This is a genomic window from Cupriavidus sp. C1SS-2L (assembly GCF_057073735.1).
On the sequence record NZ_CP172708.1, the window covers coordinates 1,114,173 to 1,135,662 of the forward strand.

Below are 21,490 nucleotides of genomic sequence, written 5' to 3' on the forward strand. Positions count from 1 at the left end.
GCCGGGCCGGCGCGACATGGCCGGGCATGCTGGCCGCGATCGGCGCGGTGTGGATACTGTCCGCGCTGATGAGCTTCGTGCCATGGCTGCACGCGCATGGCCTCTACCTGCGCGATGCCGTGCGGACCGGGAACGAGTGGTGGCGACTCGTCACCGCCATGTGGGTCCACCTGGACTGGCGCCATTGGCTTGCCGATGCCTGTGCCGCGGCGGGTTTGCTGCTGCTGGCCGGCCGCGTGGCGCGCGCGCGCGCGGCGCTGGCGGTATTGGTGGTCTGCGGCATCGCCGTGCAGGTGGCGTTACTGCGCGTACCGGCGATCGGCTGGTATGGCGGGCTGTCGGGCGCACTGCACGGGCTGGCGCTCTGGGGCGCACTGAGCCTGCTGCGCGAGCCGGGCTTGCCACGTGCGATCGGTGTGCTGCTGAGCCTTGGCGTGATCGTCAAGGTGTGGCTCGAACAATCGTGGCTCGCGCCGGTGGTGTTCGATCCGTCATGGGGGTTTGGCGTGGTTCGTGCCGCTCATGCGGCCGGCGCCGTGGCCGGTCTTGCCTGCTGGCTGCTGCAGGACTGGTGGCGGGGCCGGCACGCGCGGGCCCCGCATTGAAGACGGCGGCGATCAGCCGCGCCGGCGCAGCGCGAAAGCGAGCATTCCGATCACGCCCAGTGCTGCTGCCAGCCATGGCGCCACCAGGCCTCCGCCGCCACCGCCGCTGGATTGCGAAGCAGCCGGCGGCGCCGCGCTGACGTTGGCCGCCGCACTCAGCGCCCCATCGGCATCGAGCAGGCCCGCGCCGCAAACGCCCGGATTAGTCGTGCAAAAAGTGCCGGACGGATGGGGCCTTGCAGAACTCTTCAACGCCGCAGTGACCTGTGCCGGCGTCAGCGACGAGTTGACGGCCAGCATCAGCGACACCACGCCGGAGACCATCGGCGCCGCGAAACTCGTGCCCTGAGAGTTGCTGATCGTGTACGCGCCCAGCGATGTCGTGCCGTTATTGAAGAGCGTGCGGATAAACGACAGGGTTGTTGTGCAGGTTCCGTTCACGACCTTGGAATTGCCGCAGCCGCCCCCGGGTGCGCTGATGGTGACCTTTGGGCCCACATTGGCGTAGCTCGCGTTTTCGCCGTCGTTGGCATGCGCGGTAACCGCAATCACGCCGCTGCAGTCGGCTGGGGCTTCCAACGCCCCGGCGTTGTTACCGGCCGCCACGACAACGGATACGCCTCGCGCGACGACGTCGTTGATAGCCTGCTGTTCGATGCTGGTGCAGGTGCCGCCCCCGAGACTGATGTTGACCACGCGGGCGGGGTTGGGATTGTCCGGCACATTGGGCACGTTGATGCCGGCTGCCCAACGCAGGCCATCTACGGTATCCGACAGCAGGGCGCCGCAACGGCCAGAGACGCGCACTGGCAGGATACGCGTGTTCCAGTCGACGCCGGCAATGCCCAGTGCGTTGTTGGTCACGGCGCCGAGTACGCCTGCCACCCGAGTGCCGTGCCAGCTGTTTGGAGTGGCTTCCTGCGTAGGTGTAGACGCGCCAGGGCACATGAAGCCCTGCGGCACGTTGTCTCCGGCATCCGTGGCGTCGCTGTCGCGGCCGTCGCCATCGTTGGAGATCGTCGTGCTGCTGATGAAGTCGTAACCGGGCAGCAGTTTGGCCACCAGGTCTGGATGGGGCAGGGTGCCGGTGTCGAGCACCGCCACGACCATGTTCGTGCTGCCGCGAGAGCGATCCCACGCATGCGGCAGATTGGCGCCGCCGGTGACGGTGCCCGTGCCCATCATGTAAGGCTGTGCCGAGGCAAATTCAGGGTCGTTGGGCAGGGTGTCGTGCAGGTGCAGCCAGCGGTCGGGCACCGCGTCGGCGACGCGCGGATCCTGCCGCAACCTGGCGGCCAACCCTTCCGGATCGGTCTGGCTGCCATCCGCGGTTCCCAGCAGTTGCATATTGCCTGCCATGCTCCGTCGCACGGCAAGGTTCACGCCTGACTGATTGCGCAGGCGCTCCAGGCGGTCTTCGGAGGCCGTTGCAGCTTGCTTGGCGTCCGCCATTGCGCTGGAAGCACCGCCCACACCGGACGCGCTGGGCACGATGTTGGCATCACGCCAGCGAACGATGACATTGCCCGTATAAACCGGCGCTGCGCGGACGCCGTCACCGGCCGCTGCGGCAGGGATGCATGCGGTCCAGGACAGCAATGCGAGCACGGCTGCCGACCATCGGGCGGCAGCAGCGCGGCCAGGACGAGAAACGGGGTGCGACGGATGCGGCATGAACACCTCCCGGTGTGTCCCTGCGGACTCGCCTCATGGCGCCGACGCTGGGGACAATGCTATGTAGCGAATACGATTCAGCTGGATTCCGCAAGTGTGCCGAAGGCTTAACCCGGCTCGTAAAGTCCGGTAGCCCACGCAGCTAGCTTGCGGGCATGTCGCGGCTGCCCGGCATGGTGTGGTTGGGCTTCAGCACCCGGTCCGGCTCGGCGGTGCCGACGCGCGGCGCGGCGCGCAGGGTGGCGAGTGCCTGATCCATGGTGGCGTCCGGCGACGCGCTGATCGCCGTCACCAGCCATACCCCGCCCGACAGCGGCCGCTTGACCACGAAGCGGATCGGCCCTTCGATGGTGTCGAGCAGCTTGCCCGCTTCCTCGGAGACGATGACGTCGGGGGCAGTGAAGCGGACCATGATATCGCCCACCACGCGGTCAGCCGTAATGGCGCCACGCGGCGGTTGGGAAGGCTGGGCCTGGCACCCGGACAGCGCCAGCAGTGCCAGGGTGGCGGCCGCCGCGGCGGCCAGCGCCGGCACGAAGGCGCGCGGTCGGCTGGCAGTCGGGAGTGGGCGGGTCATGGGTTGCTCCTGTGAATGCATGAAGATTTTGCGGTGGTGACGGATGCCGGCCCCCCTGGACGCTCAGCCGGCGCTGCGCCGCGAGCGCCGGCCTTCCTTGCCGCCGCCGGCCGCGCGCGCGCCTTGCGCAAGCATTTCCTCGGCGTGCTGGAGAGTGGTGGGGGTCACCGTCGCGCCGCCGAGCATGCGCGCGGTTTCCACCACGCGGCCCGCGGCGTCTAGCGAGCGGATGCGCGAACGCGTGACAGAGCCGGCCCCATCGCCGGTGGTCTCCTTGCTGACCAGCAGGTGGTGCCCGGCCTGCGCGGCCACCTGCGGCTGATGTGTCACGCACAGGACCTGGCGTGCGCGGCCCAGTTCCTGCAGGCGCCGGCCAACCACTTCGGCCACGGCGCCGCCGATGCCGGTGTCGACTTCGTCGAAGATCAGCGTGGGTGTAGGCGCGGCTTCGCTGGTGATGACCGAGATGGCCAGGCTGATGCGGGCGAGTTCGCCGCCCGACGCGACCCGTGCCAGCGGCCGGGCACTGACGCCGGCATGGCCGGCCACCAGGAATTCCATCTGTTCCAGGCCATAGCTCTGGCCTTCGTCGAGCGGATTGAGCGCCGCGACGAAGCTGCCGCCCGCCATCGACAGGCCTTGCATGGCCTCGGTGACGGCTGTGGACAGTGCTTCGGCGGCTACCTTGCGCGCCTGGCTCAGGTGCTGGGCCAGCGTCAGGTAGGCGGCCTTGGCGGCAGCCTCGCGTGCGAGCACCTTGTTGATGTCCTGCGCCGACTGGAGGTCGTCGAGCTGCTGGCGGCGCGTTACCAGTTCATCGGCGAGCTGCTCGGGCGGCAGGCGGTATTTGCGTGCCGTGGTGTGCAGCGCCTGCATGCGTTCGTTGACGGCTTCGAGCCGTTCGGGATCGAGTTCGAGCCGGTCGACATAGCGCATCAGCGAATGCGCGGCTTCCTCGGCCTGCACCTGTGCCGGTTCCAGCGCGGCCAGCACGTCGCGCAGCGACGGGTCGACGTCGGCGAGCTGCTGCACGCGGTGGACGATGGAATTCAGTGCCGACAGCACCGAGCCGTCGGCTTCGGACAGCGCGTCGAGCGCGGCACGGCTGCCGTCGATCAGGCCCGCAGCGTGCGACAGGCGATTGTATTCGGCCTGGATTTCTTCCCATTCGCCGGCTTGCGGCGCGAGCTTTTCCAGCTCGCCGACCTGCCATTCGAGCCGTTCGCGTTCGAGCTGCATTTCGCGCGACTGGTGCTCCACGGCCTCGCGCTGGCGCACACAGGCGCGCCATGCACGCCAGGATTCCGCCACGGCGCCAGCCTGCTGGGTCAGCCCGGCATGCGCGTCGAACAGCAGCCGCTGCGCGTCGGGGCGCAGCAGTTGCTGGTGCGCGTGCTGGCCGTGGATATCGACAAGCTGGTCGCCAACTTCGCGCAGCTGGGCAAGCGTCGCGGCCGCGCCATTGATGAAGGCCTTGCTGCGGCCGCTGCCGTCCACCGTGCGTCGCAGCAGCACCGTGCGCACGTCGCCATCCTCGTCGCCGCCGAGTTCGCGTTCCTCGAGCCACGCGTCGAGTGCCGCATGGGTCGAAAAGGTGGCGCTGATGCTCGCGCGTGCTGAACCTTCGCGAACCACACCGGCATCGGCGCGTTCGCCGAGCACGAGTGCCAGCGCATCGATCAGGATCGACTTGCCGGCCCCGGTTTCTCCGGTGAAGACGGTGAAGCCGGACTGGAAATCGAGGTCGAGCGTATCGACGATGACGAAATCACGGATGGACAGGCTGCGCAGCATCGTGGCGGTGAAGGGTTTCGGTCAGTGCGGACGGAAGGCGCCGGGCCTCAGGCTCAGAGCCGGTTGTCCTCGGTCGGATATTCGTGCCAGTGCAGCTTCTTGCGCAGCGTAGCGTAGTAGTTGTAGCCCACCGGGTGCAGCAGCTGGATGGTCTTCTTCGAACGGCGCACGACGATGCGGTCGCCCGGCAAGAGCGAGGTCAGCGACTGCATGTCGAAGTTGACGCTGGCATCGCGCGCGGTCGCAACCTCGATCGTAACCTCCGCCTCCTGCGGCAGCACGATCGGCCGGTTGGACAGCGAATGCGGGGCGATCGGCACGAGCACCAGGCCAGACAGCGTCGGATGCAGGATCGGGCCGCCGGCCGACAGCGCATACGCCGTCGAGCCGGTCGCGGTGGACACGATCAAGCCGTCCGAACGCTGGTTGTACATGAAATAGCCATCGACCGACACCGCCAGTTCGACCATGCCGGAAATGCCCGAGCGGTTGACGACCACGTCGTTGAGCGCCAGCGCCGAGAAAATCGGGCTGTCGTCGCGCACCACGCTCGATTCCAGCAGCAGCCGGGTCTCGGCCTCGTAGCGCCCCCCCAGCATGTCAGGCAGCACGGATTGCACGTCTTCGAGCGGGATGTCGGTCATGAAACCGAGCCGGCCATGGTTGACGCCGATCAGCGGCACATTGTGGCCGGCAAGCTGTCGGGCGATGCCGAGCAGTGTGCCGTCGCCACCGAGCACCACGGCCACGTCCGCTTCCCGGCCGATCTCCTCGGCGGTCAGGGCCGGGTAGCCCGTCAGGCCGGTGGCCAGTGAGGTCTCGCGCTCGAAGACAACATCCTGGCCATTCCGGAGGATGTAGGACGCGAGCTCCTCCAGCGGGCCTTCGATGCCGGCAGTCGAGTACCGGCCCACGAGGGCCACGGTCTTGAATGGGGTGCGCAAGGCGCTGGTTTTCTGGGGGGCAGACATGCCGGGATTAGACCATACCGCTGTGACCGTTGTCAGCATGGGCCGGGCGCGCCACCGGGCACCGGCCGCGCGGGCGCCCGAAGCTGTAAAACTTGCGTAAAATCGGGGCATCATGGATGAACGTTCCAAAACGCTGCTCAAGACTCTGATCGAGCGCTACATTGCCGAAGGCCAGCCGGTCGGTTCCCGGACCTTGTCCAAGTATTCCGGACTGGACCTGTCGCCGGCCACCATCCGCAATGTGATGTCCGATCTGGAGGAGATGGGCTTCATCTCCAGTCCGCATACGTCGGCGGGGCGGATCCCCACGCCGCGCGGGTATCGCCTGTTCGTCGACACCATGCTCACGGTCAAGCCGATCGAGCGCGGCGGCCTGGAAATGACCGAACTGGCCGGCCAGATCCAGGGCCAGCTCGGCGGCCAGCAACTCGGGCCGCAGCGCATGATCACGGCGGCGGCGCGCACGCTGTCGAACCTCTCGCACTTCGCCGGCGTAGTCATGACCCCGCGGCGCGCGCAGTCGTTCCGGCAGGTCGAATTCATGCGGTTGTCGGACAAGCGCATCCTGCTGATCATCGTCAGCCCGGAAGGCGACGTGCAGAACCGGATCATCCAGACCGAACTGTCGTACACGCCGGCGCAGCTGATCGAAGCGGCGAACTTCTTCAACGCGCACTATGCGGGCATGAGCTTCGATGCCGTGCGCGACCACCTGCGCGTGGAGCTGCAGGACCTGCGCCGCGACATGTCGCAGTTGATGCAGGCGGCGGTCGAGGCAGGCAGCAGCGCCATGGAAGAAGAAGACGACCACCTCTATATCAGCGGCGAACGCAAGCTGCTCGAGGTCGAGGACCTGGCTTCCAGCATGGACAAGCTGCGGCGGCTGTTCGATGTGTTCGAGCACAAGACCAGCCTGCTCCAGCTTCTGGACGTGTCCAGCCATGCTCAGGGCGTGCAGATCTTCATCGGCGGCGAAAGCCAGCTCGTGCCGATCGAGGAAATGGCCGTGATCACCGCGCCCTATGAGGTCGACGGGCAGATCGTCGGTACGCTGGGGGTCATCGGCCCGACCCGCATGGCCTATGAGCGCGTGATTCCGATTGTCGACATCACCGCGCGCCTGCTCTCGAGTGCACTGAGCCAGAACTAGGACCCGTCCGACGGGTCACACAGTCTGCGTCCCCATTTCCACAGCCCGGCGGCCTTGGCTGCCCGGCCATACCGGAAGCGACATGACGTTTTCTCCCGAACCGGCCTACCAGCACGGCCAGGCGCCGCGCACGGCCATTTTGCTAGTCAACTTAGGCACCCCCGATGCGCCGACCCCGAAGGCGGTGGGGCGCTATCTGAAGGAATTCCTGTCCGATCCGCGCGTGGTCGAGATTCCGCGCCTGGCCTGGCTGCCGTTGCTGTACGGTGTGATTCTGCCGCTGCGCGCGCGTGCGTCGGCACTCAAGTACGAATCGATCTGGCTGCGCGAGGCGCATATGACCGGATCGCCGCTGCTCGTGTACAGCGAGCGCCAGGCGCACGCGCTGCAGCGCCTGCTGAACCAGCAGGGCTACGAGCTTACAGTGGCATGCGCAATGCGCTACGGCAATCCGTCGATTGCTTCCGTGCTGGAAGCACTGCGCCGCCAGGGCACGGAACAGGTTCTGGTGCTGCCCATGTACCCGCAGTACTCCGGTACCACCACGGCCACCGCATTCGACGAGGTGTTTCGCGTGCTCGGCCAGTGGCGCAACCAGCCAGAAATCCGGCTCGTGAAGCATTTCCATGACCATCCCGCCTATATCGCGGCGCTCCACCAGCAGGTCGGCGCATACTGGGCGCAGCACGGCACGCCTGATTTCGCGCGCGGCGATAAGCTGATCCTGTCGTTTCACGGCGTGCCGCGCCGAACGCTGGAATTAGGCGATCCCTACCATTGCGAGTGCCTGAAGACCGGCCGGCTGCTTGGCGACGCCCTGGGCTTGCAGCCGGGGCAGTATCAGGTGACGTTTCAGTCTCGCTTTGGCAAAGCCGAGTGGTTGCAGCCCTATACCGCCCCGACATTGGCCGAACTCGGCAAGGTCGGTGCGGGCCGGGTCGATGTGTTTTGCCCGGGTTTTCCGGCTGACTGCATCGAGACACTGGAAGAAATCGCCATGGAAGGGCAAACCGAATTTATGGTCGCCGGCGGCAAGACGTTCCATTTCATCCCATGCATGAACGACGCGCAGCCCTGGATTTCCGCACTGGCCGAGATTGCCTTGCAGCACGTGCAGGGCTGGCCGCTGAACATGCCGCATGCGCATGAACTCGAAGCGCGCCGCAGTCGCGCGCAGACCCGTGGAGCCGCAGCGTGAATGTCAGTTTCGAACCCGATGCCCGCCTGCGTATCGACAAATGGTTATGGTGCGCGCGCTTCTTCAAGACGCGCTCGTTGGCGGCCGAGGCCGTGGAGCGCGGCAAGGTGACGGTCAATGGCCAGCCGTGCAAGAATTCGCGCGAGGTCAAGCCCGGCGACACGATCGTGCTGGAAGCCCACCAGCAGCGCTGGGAACTGGTGGTGAAGGGCATTGCGCCAGCGCGCGGTTCGGCGCCGGTGGCGCAGACGCTGTATGCCGAGACGGAAGCCAGCCAGGCGCGCCGCCAGGCCGAGACGGAGCAGCGGCGCTACCAGCCTGAACCGTCGTCCCAGTTACAGGGCCGCCCGACCAAGCGGGACCGCCGGCGCATCGATGATTTTAGAAACTGATACAACAACACGGCCTAACCAGCAGAAACCGGTCGGCCGCGCGGGCAGAATCGACGTCAACCGCGATGGCTTTAAGGGTTGACGTATTGGACGATGTAATGTTTGAACACAGCCTTGCCGCTGCCATACTCGGTATCGCGCGGCGTCAGCGCGCCGGACAGGCAGATAAAGACCGTCATTACCGACAGTGCGGCAAGCAGGCAGAGCGTCACGACAGGCAGCTTGTGCATGGCCCACCTTTCGGAAGAGGCACAAATGTGAATCAACTCCGGCCCCCCGGTATTTTTGTCATTTTTCTTAATAAGAATCTTAGTGAGTGCAGTGCACCAAAGCAATAAGCGGTCGATTGCATAAGGGGGGCGTTTGTAACGGTGTGTTTCGGGGTCTCTTTGCAACCACTCTTGAAAACTCACGGTTTGGTACAACATCCTCGTGACACACGCCGATTTACCCACCGCGGCCCGCATTGGCCGGTCGCGACAATGTATTGATACGGATCGACATGGAAGAACAGAAGCAGACGCCATCCACCCCGACGCCTGACACGGCCGCCGAAGCGGCCGTCAACGCCGCAACGGCCGCGCCCGAGACTGCCGGCGCGGATGACGTGGCGGCGCAGCTTGCCGCGCTGGAAGCTAAGGCGCGCGAGCACTACGACATGTACGTGCGTGCCGTCGCGGAGGGTGAAAACATCCGCCGCCGGGCACAGGAAGACGTGTCCAAGGCGCACAAGTTCGCCATCGAGAATTTTGCCGACAATCTGCTGCCCGTGATGGACAGCCTGCAAGCCGCGCTCGCCGACGGCTCGGGCGATATCGCCAAGCTGCGTGAAGGTGTCGAGTTGACCGCGCGCCAGCTGTCGGCAGCCTTCGAGCGCGGCAAGATCGTCGAACTGAACCCGGTCGGCGAAAAGTTCGACCCGCATCGCCACCAGGCCATCTCGATGGTCCCGTCCGAGCAGGAGTCGAACACGGTCGTGACCGTGCTGCAGCGCGGCTACACGATTGCGGATCGCGTGCTGCGTCCGGCGCTGGTGACGGTATCGGCCCCTAAGTAAGCGGTAGCGGCGGGCGCGGCTGATGCGCCCGCAGGCTCTGCCCAACGACGCCCCAGCGCCATCCTGGCCCTGGGGCGTCTTGCCATTCCGCGAGGTATGACATGAGCGATGCAGCAGCCGGAACCTCCGCGTCCTCCGACGCGCACCCTGACCACCGCGCGTTCGACGCACTCTGCATGCAGTCGGTGGACAGCACGTCGATCGACGCCGCCGTGGCCGCGGCCGGGGACAAGCTGGTATGCGTATTTTTCTGGGGCGTGGACTGTTTCAACTGCGAGATGGCGAAGAAGGCCATGCTGGCTAATGCGGAGCCGATCCGCGCGCTGGACCTGCACTGGCTCCATGCCAATGTCTACGCGCATCCCGACCTTGGCCGGCGCTTCGGGCTGCATGGCATCCCGGTCTTCATGTTTTTCCGGAATGGCAAGAAGCTTGGCCGGGCTACCGGCTGGCATGGCCATGGCCAGTTTGCGGCGGCCGTGGCCAATGCGCGTCTGAAGTCGGAAGGCAAGCCGCTGGCCGGTTAGCCAGTTAGCGGGACAGCGCATAGCCGAGCCGGAACTGCCACGGAACCTTCTGGTTGTAGTCGAGCAGGCTTTCCCCGTAGCCGACGAAATATCCCGCCATCAGATACCCGGCCGTGCCCGGAATCAGCCGAGCGAGCGGATAGGTGACGCGCGCGTCGACGCTGCCGTACCACTTGCGCGTGCCTTTGCGCACGGTCGCGGCGAATTCCCACGAATCCGCTTTGCCATAAGCCAGCTCCAGATCCATGTAGCCGCGGTAGTGCGCGATGTCGGGGTTGTCGTTCTTTTCCAGGTAGGCGTAGAGCTTGGGCGCGACGCGCCAGTGCCAGTCGTTCTGGTCGCCGAAATAGAAGGCCGGCTTGAGAAAGACCGTGTTGATGCTGCGTGATTGGTCGCCGTCGCGCCCGTTGGACTCGTGCTCGAATCCGGTGCCTAGCGACAGGCGGCTGATGGCGCGGTTATGCACGCCGGTGTCCGACAGGTAGTAATAGAAACTCGGTCGGTAGTTGGTGTCGCGGAACGGTTTGGACTCCTGCGACAAGTCCCACAGCGAGAACTGCGTGTACCCGAAGTAGAGATTGTCGATCAAGCGTCGCGACGCCGGATCCGTGCCTTCGAAGATCCGGTACTTGAAGCTGAGCTGGAACTTCGCGTTGCCGCCGTCGTGCGCGCCGACGATGAAGTACATCGGATCGTTGAACGACAGGCGCGCGCTGTCGCGCAGGTCGACGGGCGCGGGTGCCGGCTGGGTGGCCGAGGCGACGGTGACTATTGGTGCTGGTGTTTCGGCGGACTGGATCTGACGGGCCGGCGCGGATGGGGCGGTGGCCAATGGCGCAGCGGCAGGCTGGTCAGGCGCCGCCTGTTGGTTCAGCGTGACGAGCACCGGTGCAGCGTCGATGCCGGTGGCATCCAGGCGCACCGTGCCGCGCAGCCCGGGCGGCAGCTCCGCCGCATAGCGGATCGTCCGGTTTTCGCCCTTGCGCAAGGAAAGAATGGCGGGGCCTGGCTCCGTGCGCCGCAGCACAAGCTTCACGGGCGCCTGCAAATCGCCCGAGACCGTGACTTCAAGCGTGTCAGGTACCGCGTACCGCCGGGTGCCGGTTTCCGCGCTGATCAGCAGGGTGAGCGCGAGTGGCCGGGTGCCGTCGATGACGCGGGGAGGCTGGAGCATCGAGACCGCTGCGTGGCCTGAGAGGGGCCAGGTGCAAGCGAACAGCAGGCAAAGCCGTCCCCAGGTCGTTGAAGTCTGGAGCATGTCGGTAGGCGCCTTGTCCGGCTGGACGACGGGCGCAGGCGGATGGCAATGCCCGTAAGCCTACCACGTCACTCGAGAGCGTTTGTGACGAATTGTACGCAGGCGGCAGGCCCGTCTGGCCGTACGAGGTTAGCGCGATGCGCGGCGCCGTACGGCGTCGACGTATTGCGCGCCGTCGGGCGGCAGCCCCGAACGCTGTGCCTGCCACAACATCTCTCCCAGGCACTCCATGATCTGGTGCTGGGCTTCGTGTGGCGAATCGAGCCGCTGTGTCAGGGCTTCATAAGCCTGGCGGATGCCCGGGGGCTGGTCGATCGACACCTGTTCCGAGATCGACAGGTGCATGGACAAATGCAGAAAGGGATTGGTCTGGCCCTGCTCGGGGGTGTAGTCCTGTGTCAGAGCGCCTTCAGTATCGGTGAGCAGCGCGTGGTACTCAGGGTGCTCGCGGATCCAGTCGACGGCAATGGCTTCCAGCGGGGTCAGGACGCCGCCGGTGAGTTGCTTCTGCCAGGCATCGCAGAAAAATCGGCGGACTTCTTCTCGGGACGGATTGAACATGATGGCGCCATTGTAAACGAGCGCCTCCGCACGCGCTGACGCTGGCGCCAGCGCCATTAGAATGCGGGGTTGGCCAATTTGCCGTGCTGTTCACCCAATTCCATGACCGCTACCACGACCGCTGTCTCCGAGCGCGCCCGGGAAAAGTTCTTTGGCGTGTTGCTGATTGCCCTGTCGGCGAGCGCCTTCGGCGCCATGGCCATCTTTGCGCGTTTTGCCTACGAGGCCGGCGCCGATGTCTATGGCCTGCTGACCGTGCGTTTCGCGCTGGCTGCGGTGGCACTCGCTTTCGTCATGCGGGTGCGCGGCATCCGCCTGCCATCGTGGGGGCGCGTTTTGGCGCTGGCAGCCATGGGCGGCATCGGCTACGTCGGCCAGTCGTTCTGCTTCTTCAGCGCGCTCAATCACGCGCAAGCCAGCCTGGTGGCCTTGCTGCTGTACCTGTACCCGCTGTTCGTCACGATCCTGGCGGCGATTTTCCTCAAGGAGCGCTTGACCACGGCCGCTGTCATCGCGCTTGTACTTTGCTCGGTGGGCGCGGGGCTTACCGTGGGCGGCGGGGAGGGCAGCCCGCTCGGGATTGCGCTGGGTCTGGCGGCTGCCGTGATTTACTCCGTCTATATCATCATTGGCGCGCGCGTCACGGCGGGCGTCAATGCGATTGCCACCACTACGGTGATCTGCACGGCCGCGGCGTTAGTCTATGGCACGGTCAGCGTGCTGCGGATTGGCGCAGGCGTGCCGCCGCAGTTTCCGGTCACCGCCGGCGGCTGGCTCGCGATGCTCGGCATTGCGCTGCTGTCCACGGTGCTGGCTATCCTGACCTTCTTTGCCGGCTTGCAGCGCCTGGGCGCTGCGCAGGCGTCGATGCTGTCGACGCTGGAACCGGTCGTCACTGTCGCCCTGGCCGCCGTGCTGCTGGGCGAGCACATCAGCGGGGCGCAGGCGGTCGGCGGTGGGCTGATTCTGGCTGGCGTGCTGTGGCTGACCCGCCGTGCGAGCGGATCGGGGGAAGTCCAACAGAATTGAATTTCCCGATCAAAGCGCCTGCACGCGAGGCGCCTCGCGCTTCGGTACAATTCGCGTTCCCTTTCACACCCATGTACAGGAACGAGCGCATGACCCAGATCGATCAGGCAGCCCTGGCCCAGTTGTTCACCGAAGCCCGCACGCACAACGTGTGGCAAGATCGTCACGTGGACGATGCCGTGCTGAACCAGGTCTATGAAGCCATGAAGTTCGGCCCGACCGCTGCCAACAGCTGCCCGGTACGTATCGTCTTCGTCAAGAGCGCCGCCGAGAAGGCCCGCCTGGTCGAGTGCGTGTCGGCTGGCAACACCGAAAAGACGCGCTCGGCGCCCGTCACGGCGATCATCGCGTTCGACAAGGCTTTCCACGACCAGTTGCCCAAGCTGTTCCCGCATGCCGATGCACGCTCGTGGTATGCCGGCAACGATGCCAAGATCGCGCGCGATGCGCTGATGAACAGCTCGCTGCAAGGTGGCTACTTCATCCTGGCCGCACGTGCCATGGGCCTGGACTGCGGCCCGATGGGCGGCTTCGACGCCGACAAGGTCAATGCCGCGTTCTTCCCGGACGGCAAGTGGGAAGTCAACTTCCTGTGCAACCTCGGCTATGGCGAAGGCGACAAGCTGCATCCGCGCCTGCCGCGCCTGTCGTTCGACGAGGCTTGCCGGATCGTCTGATCTGGCACGTCGCTCATGAAAAAAGACCCGCCAGCGCGGGTCTTTTTCGTTCGTGGGTGCAATCAGCCTTGCGGCGCTTCGGTCTTGTCGCGGTACTCGCACAGCGGCTCGATCACGCAGTGCCAGCACTCCGGCTTGCGCGCCTTGCAGACGTAGCGGCCATGCAGGATCAGCCAGTGGTGGGCATCGTGCAGGAACTCTCTTGGGACCACCTTGAGCAGCTTGTCCTCGACGATCTGCACGTTCTTGCCGGGCGCGAGCCCGGTGCGGTTGGCCACGCGGAAGATGTGCGTGTCGACGGCGATGGTCGGCTCACCAAAGGCGGTATTGAGTACCACGTTGGCAGTCTTGCGGCCCACGCCGGGCAGCGCCTCCAGCGCGGCGCGGTCCGGCGGCACCTTGCCGCCGTGCTGCTCGACCAGGATGCGGCAGGTCTGCATCACATGCTTTGCCTTGGTCTTGTAGAGCCCGATGGTCTTGATGTACTCGCTCAGCCCTTCCTCGCCGAGATCCAGCATCTGCTGCGGTGTGTGAGCGATCGGAAACAACCGGCGCGTCGCCTTGTTGACGCCGACATCGGTCGCCTGCGCCGACAGCAGTACGGCGATCAGCAGTTCAAACGGCGAGCTGTATTCCAGTTCGGTGGCCGGCGCGGGATTGACCTCGCGCAGGGTCTCGAACAGCGCATGAACCTTGGCTACATTCATCGTTCTGGTGGCGTCGGTTTGTCGTTGTTGTCGTCGCCCGCACTGCCGTTGTCTGGCGTGGCGGTGCTGCTGCGCGCGGCCTGTTGCTTCTGCCGCGCGCGTTCGATGGCGGCCTGAATGATGGCGCGCTTGCGTTCCTGCGCGGCGCGTTCGGTTTCGGATTGGGCGGCTTCCGCCTGCAGCGCTTCCAGCTTGGCGGCGGCCTTGGCTGCTAGGCGGGCATCGTTCTCCTCGCGCTCGCGCACCAGCCGCTGTTTGCGCGCGACATAGCGGGCGTGCGCGGCGTCGGCCTGTTCCTGCGTCCAGGCGTCCCAGCCCGTGCGCTCGCCGGTGACGGGCACCATGTCGATGCAGTCGACGGGGCAGGGCGGCACGCAGAGGTCGCAGCCGGTGCACAGCTCTGGAATGATCGTGTGCATCTGCTTGGCTGCGCCGGCGATGGCGTCAACCGGGCAGGCCTGGATGCACAGCGTGCAGCCGATGCACAGGCTTTCGTCGATGCGCGCAACGGCGCGCGGCTGCTCGACGCCGCGTTCGGGGTCGAGCGGCAGCGCTCCGGTGCCCAGCACCGCGGACAGGCGACGGATTCCCTCCGCGCCGCCGGGCGGGCAGCGGTTGGACGCGGCTTCGCCGCTGGCCATGGCTTCGGCGTACGGACGGCAGCCGTTGAAGCCGCACTTGGTGCACTGGGTTTGCGGCAGCAGCGCCTCCAGGCGGTCTGCGAGGGTTTGGGTGGAACTCACGACAACAGCAGGAATAGCGGGAACAGGAGTATTCGTGATGGCGGCAGGCTGCCGGCAACATCGCGGGCCGGCCTCTGCGGGCCATGCGCCGCACGGATTATCCCCGATTTCACGATCGGACAGAACCGGCCATCATGCGCGACGGCCAGCGGGCCAGAAGCGTGCGCGGGTGTGCCATAATCCGCGCAAACATCGACCCTTATCCCATGTCAAACGAGACCAGAACCAAGCGGGACCCAGAGGGCACGCGCCGCCGCATCCTGGCGGCGGCCACGGAGGAATTTGCCAAGGGCGGCCTGGCCGGCGCCCGAGTCGACCAGATTGCGCGCCGTGCCGAGACCAACGAGCGCATGCTGTACTACTACTACGGCAGCAAGGAAGGGCTGTTCCTGGCCGTGCTTGAGAAGCAGTACGCCGAGTTCCGCGCCGATGAGGAACGGCTCCATATCACCGACGAAGACCCCGTCGCCGCGGTCCGCACGCTGGCCCGCTTCGTCTGGGACTGGTATTACCAGCACCCGGAGTTCATTCGGCTCGTCAACAGCGAGAATCTGCACGAGGCGCGCCACCTGAAGAAATCGGCGCACTTGCACCAGCTAGTCAATCCGATCGTCAACGTGCTGGCGGACATCATCCGTCGCGGCCAGCAGCACGGGCTGTTCCGAGACAACATCGACGTTCCGCAGTTCTACCTGACCATTTCGGCGCTGGGCTATTACGTGCTGTCCAACCGCTACACCATCAGTGCAGTGATTGGCAGGGACGTGGCTTCGCAGGACGAGCACGAACGCTTCGCCGAACTGCACACCGACATGCTCCTGAGCTACCTGCGGCGCTGACCGGCGCGTTGCATCCACGGCGCAGAAAAAAACGCCCGCGGTTGCGGGCGTTCTTGCATGGCGGACGGTCAGGTCACCGGTACTTGCGGATGAAATCGCGCAGCTGCGGATAGATTTCATCGCGCCAGCGGCGGCCCGAGAAGATCCCGTAGTGGCCGCACTTCGCTGCGGACAGATGGTGCTTGTGCGTCTGTGGAATGCCTGCGCACAAGTCGTGCGCCGCGGAGGTCTGGCCGGCGCCGGAGATGTCGTCGAGCTCGCCTTCGACGGTCAGCAGCGCAGTGCCCTTGATGTCTTGCGGGCGCACCGGATTGCCGTCGATGGTCCACGTGCCGTTGGCCAGGCGGAACTCCTGGAAGACCTCGCGAATCGTGTCGAGATAGTACTCGGCTGCCATGTCGAGCACGGCGTTGTACTCGTCGTAGAACCGCACGTGAGCTTCCGCGTCATCGGCATCCCCCTGGATCAGGCTCAGGTAGTAGTCGTAGTGCGACGACAGGTGGCGGTCCGGGTTCATCGCCACGAAACCGGCATGCTGCAGGAAGCCCGGATAGACACGGCGCCCGTGGCCGGGATAGTTGGCCGGCACGGTGTAGATCACGTTGTTCTCGAACCACTCGAACGACTTGTTGGTCGCAAGCGAGTTGACCGCTGTCGGGCTCTTGCGAGCGTCGATCGGGCCACCCATCATGGTCATGGTGAGCGGCGTCTTCTCGCCCGCCGAGGCCATCAGCGAAATCGCTGCCAGCACCGGCACGGTGGGCTGGCACACCGAAATGACGTGGAGCTTGTCCGCGCCGATATGGCGAATGAACTCCTGAATGTAATAAATGTAGTCCGACAGGTGGAACGGGCCATGTTCGGCCGGCACCATGCGCGCGTCGACCCAGTCGGTCACATAGACCTTGTGGTCCTGCAGCAGCGTGCGCACCGTGTCGCGCAGAAGCGTGGCGTGGTGGCCCGACAGCGGTGCGGCGACCAGCACCACGGGCTCGTCCTTGAGCAGCTTGATGGTGTCCGGATCATCGGCGTAGCGCTTGAAGCGGACCAGGCGGCAGAACGGCTTTTCCATGATGGTCTGTTCGACGATCGGGATTTCGCGGCCGTTCGAGCGTACCGACTTGATGTCGAACGCGGGTTTCTCGTATTCCTTTCCGAGCCTGTACAGGAGTTCGTAGCCGGCAGCCAGGCGGGGGGCGCCGGGAACCAGGGACAACGGACTGAGGGGATTGGTGAAAGTCTTGGCGGTCGCCTGTGCCCACGCGGTCAGCGGGTGCAGCATCGAACGCTGGAACTCATGCAGTTGGTAGAGCATGGCGGTCTGGCCTGGTGATACGAATACGATGAAAACGTCTTTCTCGATGGGGGCACCACCGTGCGACTGTGTGCCGATTATGCACGCAACCGAACGATCGTGCTGTGCAGCATATACCCTAAGGTACGACGGCAACGGGAAAAGACAATAGCCCAAAGGCCTTAATTCCGCATGACAAAACGGAATGACAAAAAGAAAAAGGCAGCACGTAGCTGCCTTTTGATGACGCATGCATCATGCCAGTGCTGCCGGCGTGTCGGCAGCACTTCACAATGCGGTCTTTACAGCACTGCCGCGATAGCGTCGACGACGGCGTCGATATTGCGGCTGTTCAGCGCGGCCACGCAGATGCGGCCGGTGCCGACGGCGTAGATGCCATGCTCGTTACGCAGGCGGTCGACTTGCGCCGAGGTCAGGCCCGAGTACGAGAACATGCCGCGCTGCGCCTTCACGAACGAAAAGTCCGTCTTCACGCCCTTGGCGGCCAGCTTGTCGACCAGCGCGTGGCGCATCAGCTTGATGCGGTCGCGCATTTCGGCCAGTTCCTCTTCCCACATGGCGCGCAGTTCCGGGCTGTTCAGCACGGTAGCTACCACGGTGCCGCCGTGCGTCGGCGGGTTCGAGTAGTTGGTGCGAATGACGCGCTTGACCTGCGACAGCACGCGCTGCGCTTCTTCCTTGCCGGTCGTGACGATCGACAGGGCGCCCACGCGTTCGCCGTACAGCGAGAAGCTCTTCGAGAACGAGCTCGACACGAAGAACGGCAGCCCCGAATCCGCGAACAGGCGCACGGCTGCGCCGTCCGGGTCGATGCCGTCGGCAAAGCCCTGGTAGGCCATGTCGAGGAACGGGATCAGGTTGCGTTCCTTGATCAGCGCGACCACTTCCTTCCACTGGTCGGCCGACAGGTCGACGCCGGTCGGGTTGTGGCAGCAAGCGTGCAGCACGACGATGGTGTTGGCCGGATACGACTTCAGCGATTCCACCATGCCGGCGAAGTTCAGGCCGTGGGTCGGGGCGTCGTAGTAGGCGTAGTTCACGACCTCAAAGCCGGCGGCTTCGAACAGCGCGCGGTGGTTTTCCCAGCTCGGGTCGCTGATCGCGACCTTCGAAGTCGGGTAGAGGCGCTTCAGGAAGTCGGCGCCGATCTTCAGCGCGCCGGTACCGCCCAGTGCCTGAGCCGTCACAACACGGCCTTCCGTGATCAGCGGCGATTCCTTGCCGAACAGCAGCGACTGCACGGCCTGGTCATAGGCGGCAATGCCTTCGATCGGCAGGTAGCCGCGCGGCGTGGCGGTGGTCAGGCGCGCCTTTTCCGCTTCCTGCACGGCGCGCAGCAGCGGAATTTTCCCTTCGTCGGTGAAGTAAACGCCAACGCCCAGGTTCACCTTGGTGGCGCGGGTGTCGGCATTGAAAGCTTCATTCAGGCCCAGGATCGGGTCGCGCGGGGCCATTTCGACGGCAGAAAACAAACTCATTTGGACTCTCGTGGTCGGCAATGTAAGAAAACGGGAAGGCGTAGAATGCTTCGGACTGCGCTGGGGGGCGTGCGGCAGACCTGCTTGCGGGCGTTGACTGACTTGAAGCTAGGCTGTGCAACCCCAAGATTCTAGCGTATCTGCCCCCGCACTCGCCCCCTTTTCTCAGGTTTTTCCCCTAGTCGCCTATGTCAAACCTTGCCGAAGTCGCGCCGGCCCTGGACGAAGACAAAATCGTCACTTTTCCGGGCTCGCCGTTCCAGCTCTACCAGCCGTTCCCCCCGGCGGGCGACCAGCCGGAGGCTATCCGGCAACTGGTGGAAGGGATAGAGGACGGCTTGTCGTTCCAGACGCTTCTCGGCGTGACGGGCTCAGGCAAGACCTACACGATGGCCAACGTGATCGCGCGCATGGGGCGCCCGGCCATCGTCTTTGCACCCAACAAGACGCTGGCTGCCCAGCTTTACTCCGAATTCCGCGAGTTCTTCCCGCGCAATGCCGTCGAGTACTTCGTCAGCTACTACGACTACTACCAGCCCGAGGCCTACGTCCCGCAGCGCGACCTGTTTATCGAGAAGGATTCGTCGATCAATGAGCACATCGAGCAGATGCGCTTGTCGGCCACCAAGAGCCTGCTGGAGCGCCGCGATACGATCATCGTGGCCACGGTGTCGGCCATCTACGGTATCGGCAACCCGAACGAATACCACCAGATGATCCTGACGCTGCGTACGGGCGACAAGATCAGCCAGCGCGACGTGATCGCTCGACTGATTGCCATGCAATACACGCGCAACGAGACCGATTTCCAGCGCGGCACGTTCCGCGTGCGCGGCGATACCATCGACATTTTCCCGGCCGAACACGCGGAAATGGCGGTGCGGCTCGAGATGTTCGACGACGAAGTGGAGTCGCTGCAGTTCTTCGACCCGCTCACCGGCCGCGTGCGGCAGAAGATTCCGCGCTTCACCGTTTATCCGTCGAGCCACTACGTGACGCCGCGCGAAACTGTCCTTCGCGCGATCGAGGACATCAAGGCGGAGTTGCGCGACCGGCTTGAGTTCTTCCACAAGGAAAACCGGCTCGTGGAGGTGCAGCGGCTCGAGCAGCGCACTCGCTTCGACCTGGAAATGCTCTCCGAGCTCGGCTTCTGCAAGGGCATCGAAAACTATTCGCGCCACCTGTCGGGCGCGAAGCCCGGCGAGCCGCCGCCGACGCTGGTCGATTACCTGCCGTCGGACGCGCTGATGTTCCTCGACGAATCGCACGTGCTGATCGGCCAGCTCAACGGCATGTACAACGGCGACCGCGCGCGCAAGACCACGCTGGTTGAATACGGCTTCCGGCTGCCGTCCGCGCTCGACAACCGGCCGCTCAAGTTCGAGGAGTTCGAACGCAAGATGCGCCAGGTGATGTTCGTTTCGGCGACACCTGCGCAGTTCGAGAAGGAGCACGCCGGGCAAGTCGTGGAGCAGGTCGTGCGGCCGACCGGGCTGGTCGACCCGATCATCATCGTGCGGCCCGCTACCACACAGGTCGACGACCTGCTGTCCGAGATCAACCTGCGCGTGGAGGCCGGCGAACGCGTGCTGGTGACCACGCTCACCAAGCGCATGGCCGAGCAGCTGACCGAGTTCCTGTCGGAGAATGGCGTCAAGGTGCGTTACCTGCACTCGGATATCGACACGGTGGAACGCGTGGAAATCATCCGCGACCTGCGCCTGGGGACGTTCGACGTGCTGGTGGGCATCAACCTGCTGCGCGAAGGGCTGGATATCCCCGAGGTGTCGCTGGTCGCCATCCTCGACGCGGACAAGGAAGGCTTCCTGCGCGCCGAGCGTTCGCTGATCCAGACCATCGGCCGTGCCGCGCGCAACGTGAACGGGACCGCGATCCTGTACGCCGACCGCATCACCGATTCGATGCGCAAGGCCATCGACGAGACCGAGCGGCGCCGCGCCAAGCAGATGGCGTTCAACGAGGCCAACGGCATCACGCCGCGCGGCGTGATCAAGCGGATCAAGGACATCATCGACGGCGTCTACGATGCGGGCGAGGTCAAGGCCGAACTGCTGGCGGCACAGGAGCGCGCGCGCTACGAGGACATGAGCGAGAAGCAGGTCTCGAAGGAGATCAAGCGGCTCGAAAAGCTCATGATGGATCACGCCAAGAACCTCGAATTCGAGAAGGCGGCGCAGGTGCGCGACCAGCTCGCCAAGCTCAAGGCCCAACTGTTCGGTGCCAGCGGCGAGGAAGCGCCAATGCCGCCGGTGTAACGCTGCGGCGGCGCGCCGCGCACGGGCTGGCCTATAGTGGAAAGCGTCACGCCAGATCAGGAGATGCGCCATGGTCAAGTTAGCGCTGTGGGTGCCGCTTCAGGCCAAGCCCGGCAAGGAAGCGGAAGTGGAGCAGTTCCTGCGCGACGGCCTGCCGCTGGTCGAGCAGGAGGCCGGCACCACGGCCTGGTTCGCGCTGCGGCTGGGACCCTCGACGTTCGGCATCTTCGATGCGTTTCCCGATGAAGGCGCGCGCGATGCGCATCTGGCAGGCAAGGTGGCGGCTGCGCTGATGGCGAAAGCGCCCGATCTGCTCGTCGCCGCGCCGCCGATCCAGAAGCTCGAAGTCCTGGCAGCCAAGCTGCCTTGAACGGCGGGAGGCTCGACATGGAACGACAGTTCGAATACGGCGGCTACACGGTGGTGGCCAGCGCGGTCCCGGAAGCGGGCGGCGGCTTTGCCGCACAGTTGCGCATTGGCGACTCTTTTGGCGAACCTTCCGGCCCCACGTTCGAGGCGTTGGCCGGCAAGGCGCCGACACCGGAAGCCGCGGTGGCCATGGCGGAAGCGGCTGCCATGCGCGCCATCGACGCCGGTGAGGTGAACTGACAACCACGCACCAGCGCGCAATACGCCGGCACGCCCATCATTCCTGGAGACGG

At 65.2% G+C, this 21,490-nt stretch carries 23 protein-coding genes; 12 read left to right on the plus strand and 11 right to left on the minus strand.

The window, feature by feature from the left end:
* Nucleotides 1-26: 26 nt before the first annotated feature.
* The gene (rrtA, locus tag ACIGJG_RS05155; protein WP_011297214.1) at nucleotides 27-605 is read left to right on the plus strand and encodes a rhombosortase; all 579 of its coding nucleotides are present in this window, start codon (nucleotides 27-29) and stop codon (nucleotides 603-605) included.
* A 12-nt stretch (nucleotides 606-617) separates the two neighbouring features.
* Here the strand turns inward: rrtA and mprA are convergent, their stop codons facing one another.
* The 4 genes from mprA to ACIGJG_RS05175 form a co-directional block, all read right to left on the minus strand.
* A complete protein-coding gene (gene mprA / locus ACIGJG_RS05160; protein WP_220631450.1) occupies nucleotides 618-2,279 on the minus strand; it encodes an MprA protease, GlyGly-CTERM protein-sorting domain-containing form in 1,662 nt (553 codons plus the stop codon).
* 142 nt (nucleotides 2,280-2,421) lie between these two features.
* Nucleotides 2,422-2,856 (minus strand): hypothetical protein, encoded by a 435-nt coding sequence (locus tag ACIGJG_RS05165; RefSeq protein ID WP_483672849.1) that lies wholly within the window; start codon nucleotides 2,854-2,856, stop codon nucleotides 2,422-2,424.
* Between the two features lie 63 nt (nucleotides 2,857-2,919).
* Entirely contained in the window at nucleotides 2,920-4,650 is a 1,731-nt protein-coding gene (gene recN / locus ACIGJG_RS05170) for a DNA repair protein RecN (RefSeq protein WP_483672850.1), read from the minus strand.
* 53 nt (nucleotides 4,651-4,703) lie between these two features.
* On the minus strand, nucleotides 4,704-5,621 hold the full coding sequence (locus ACIGJG_RS05175; RefSeq protein ID WP_041679527.1) for an NAD kinase: 918 nt from the start codon (nucleotides 5,619-5,621) through the stop codon (nucleotides 4,704-4,706).
* A gap of 112 nt (nucleotides 5,622-5,733) precedes the next feature.
* Between ACIGJG_RS05175 and hrcA the strand changes: the two genes are divergently transcribed.
* From hrcA to ACIGJG_RS05190, 3 genes are all read left to right on the plus strand, one after another.
* Entirely contained in the window at nucleotides 5,734-6,771 is a 1,038-nt protein-coding gene (gene hrcA / locus ACIGJG_RS05180) for a heat-inducible transcriptional repressor HrcA (protein WP_011297219.1), read from the plus strand.
* Between the two features lie 82 nt (nucleotides 6,772-6,853).
* Complete coding sequence (gene hemH, locus ACIGJG_RS05185) at nucleotides 6,854-7,969, plus strand: ferrochelatase (protein ID WP_011297220.1); 1,116 nt, start codon at nucleotides 6,854-6,856, stop codon at nucleotides 7,967-7,969.
* A complete protein-coding gene (locus ACIGJG_RS05190) occupies nucleotides 7,966-8,361 on the plus strand; it encodes an RNA-binding S4 domain-containing protein (protein WP_011297221.1) in 396 nt (131 codons plus the stop codon). Before hemH ends, ACIGJG_RS05190 begins: the two co-directional genes overlap by 4 nt.
* Before the next feature lie 71 nt (nucleotides 8,362-8,432).
* Here the strand turns inward: ACIGJG_RS05190 and ACIGJG_RS05195 are convergent, their stop codons facing one another.
* A complete protein-coding gene (locus ACIGJG_RS05195) occupies nucleotides 8,433-8,591 on the minus strand; it encodes a hypothetical protein (RefSeq protein WP_011297222.1) in 159 nt (52 codons plus the stop codon).
* 272 nt (nucleotides 8,592-8,863) lie between these two features.
* On the opposite strand from ACIGJG_RS05195, the gene grpE reads away from it, so the two are divergent.
* Together grpE and ACIGJG_RS05205 are read left to right on the plus strand one after the other, a co-directional pair.
* Nucleotides 8,864-9,418, plus strand: a complete 555-nt coding sequence (grpE, locus tag ACIGJG_RS05200) for a nucleotide exchange factor GrpE (protein ID WP_011297223.1) — start codon at nucleotides 8,864-8,866, stop codon at nucleotides 9,416-9,418.
* A gap of 101 nt (nucleotides 9,419-9,519) precedes the next feature.
* On the plus strand, nucleotides 9,520-9,945 hold the full coding sequence (locus tag ACIGJG_RS05205) for a thioredoxin family protein (RefSeq protein ID WP_483672851.1): 426 nt from the start codon (nucleotides 9,520-9,522) through the stop codon (nucleotides 9,943-9,945).
* A 4-nt stretch (nucleotides 9,946-9,949) separates the two neighbouring features.
* Here ACIGJG_RS05205 and ACIGJG_RS05210 read toward each other — a convergent pair whose 3' ends face one another.
* Both ACIGJG_RS05210 and ACIGJG_RS05215 read right to left on the minus strand, forming a co-directional pair.
* Nucleotides 9,950-11,203, minus strand: a complete 1,254-nt coding sequence (locus ACIGJG_RS05210) for a phospholipase A (RefSeq protein WP_483672852.1) — start codon at nucleotides 11,201-11,203, stop codon at nucleotides 9,950-9,952.
* Nucleotides 11,204-11,332: 129 nt separating this feature from the next.
* Complete coding sequence (locus ACIGJG_RS05215; RefSeq protein ID WP_483672853.1) at nucleotides 11,333-11,764, minus strand: DUF1841 family protein; 432 nt, start codon at nucleotides 11,762-11,764, stop codon at nucleotides 11,333-11,335.
* 102 nt (nucleotides 11,765-11,866) lie between these two features.
* Here ACIGJG_RS05215 and ACIGJG_RS05220 point away from each other — a divergent pair, with 102 nt between their 5' ends.
* Together ACIGJG_RS05220 and ACIGJG_RS05225 are read left to right on the plus strand one after the other, a co-directional pair.
* Entirely contained in the window at nucleotides 11,867-12,793 is a 927-nt protein-coding gene (locus ACIGJG_RS05220) for a DMT family transporter (protein ID WP_011297227.1), read from the plus strand.
* 89 nt (nucleotides 12,794-12,882) lie between these two features.
* Nucleotides 12,883-13,470: a malonic semialdehyde reductase gene (locus ACIGJG_RS05225; protein WP_011297228.1), complete on the plus strand. Its 588-nt coding sequence runs from the start codon at nucleotides 12,883-12,885 to the stop codon at nucleotides 13,468-13,470.
* A gap of 62 nt (nucleotides 13,471-13,532) precedes the next feature.
* Here the strand turns inward: ACIGJG_RS05225 and nth are convergent, their stop codons facing one another.
* Both nth and rsxB read right to left on the minus strand, forming a co-directional pair.
* The gene (nth, locus tag ACIGJG_RS05230; RefSeq protein ID WP_011297229.1) at nucleotides 13,533-14,177 is read right to left on the minus strand and encodes an endonuclease III; all 645 of its coding nucleotides are present in this window, start codon (nucleotides 14,175-14,177) and stop codon (nucleotides 13,533-13,535) included.
* Nucleotides 14,174-14,935 carry an electron transport complex subunit RsxB gene (gene rsxB / locus ACIGJG_RS05235; RefSeq protein WP_041679528.1) on the minus strand — a complete coding sequence of 254 codons (762 nt, stop codon included), beginning with the start codon at nucleotides 14,933-14,935 and terminating at the stop codon, nucleotides 14,174-14,176. Before rsxB ends, nth begins: the two co-directional genes overlap by 4 nt.
* Before the next feature lie 191 nt (nucleotides 14,936-15,126).
* On the opposite strand from rsxB, the gene ACIGJG_RS05240 reads away from it, so the two are divergent.
* Nucleotides 15,127-15,759 carry a TetR/AcrR family transcriptional regulator gene (locus tag ACIGJG_RS05240; RefSeq protein WP_011297231.1) on the plus strand — a complete coding sequence of 211 codons (633 nt, stop codon included), beginning with the start codon at nucleotides 15,127-15,129 and terminating at the stop codon, nucleotides 15,757-15,759.
* A gap of 73 nt (nucleotides 15,760-15,832) precedes the next feature.
* Here ACIGJG_RS05240 and ACIGJG_RS05245 read toward each other — a convergent pair whose 3' ends face one another.
* On the minus strand, nucleotides 15,833-17,074 hold the full coding sequence (locus ACIGJG_RS05245) for a polyhydroxyalkanoate depolymerase (protein ID WP_011297232.1): 1,242 nt from the start codon (nucleotides 17,072-17,074) through the stop codon (nucleotides 15,833-15,835).
* Between the two features lie 281 nt (nucleotides 17,075-17,355).
* On the minus strand, nucleotides 17,356-18,552 hold the full coding sequence (locus tag ACIGJG_RS05250; RefSeq protein ID WP_011297233.1) for an amino acid aminotransferase: 1,197 nt from the start codon (nucleotides 18,550-18,552) through the stop codon (nucleotides 17,356-17,358).
* 188 nt (nucleotides 18,553-18,740) lie between these two features.
* Here ACIGJG_RS05250 and uvrB point away from each other — a divergent pair, with 188 nt between their 5' ends.
* From uvrB to ACIGJG_RS05265, 3 genes are all read left to right on the plus strand, one after another.
* Nucleotides 18,741-20,828 carry an excinuclease ABC subunit UvrB gene (uvrB, locus tag ACIGJG_RS05255; RefSeq protein WP_011297234.1) on the plus strand — a complete coding sequence of 696 codons (2,088 nt, stop codon included), beginning with the start codon at nucleotides 18,741-18,743 and terminating at the stop codon, nucleotides 20,826-20,828.
* 70 nt (nucleotides 20,829-20,898) lie between these two features.
* Entirely contained in the window at nucleotides 20,899-21,198 is a 300-nt protein-coding gene (locus ACIGJG_RS05260; RefSeq protein ID WP_011297235.1) for a putative quinol monooxygenase, read from the plus strand.
* A 17-nt stretch (nucleotides 21,199-21,215) separates the two neighbouring features.
* Nucleotides 21,216-21,437, plus strand: a complete 222-nt coding sequence (locus ACIGJG_RS05265) for a hypothetical protein (RefSeq protein WP_011297236.1) — start codon at nucleotides 21,216-21,218, stop codon at nucleotides 21,435-21,437.
* Nucleotides 21,438-21,490: the final 53 nt, after the last annotated feature.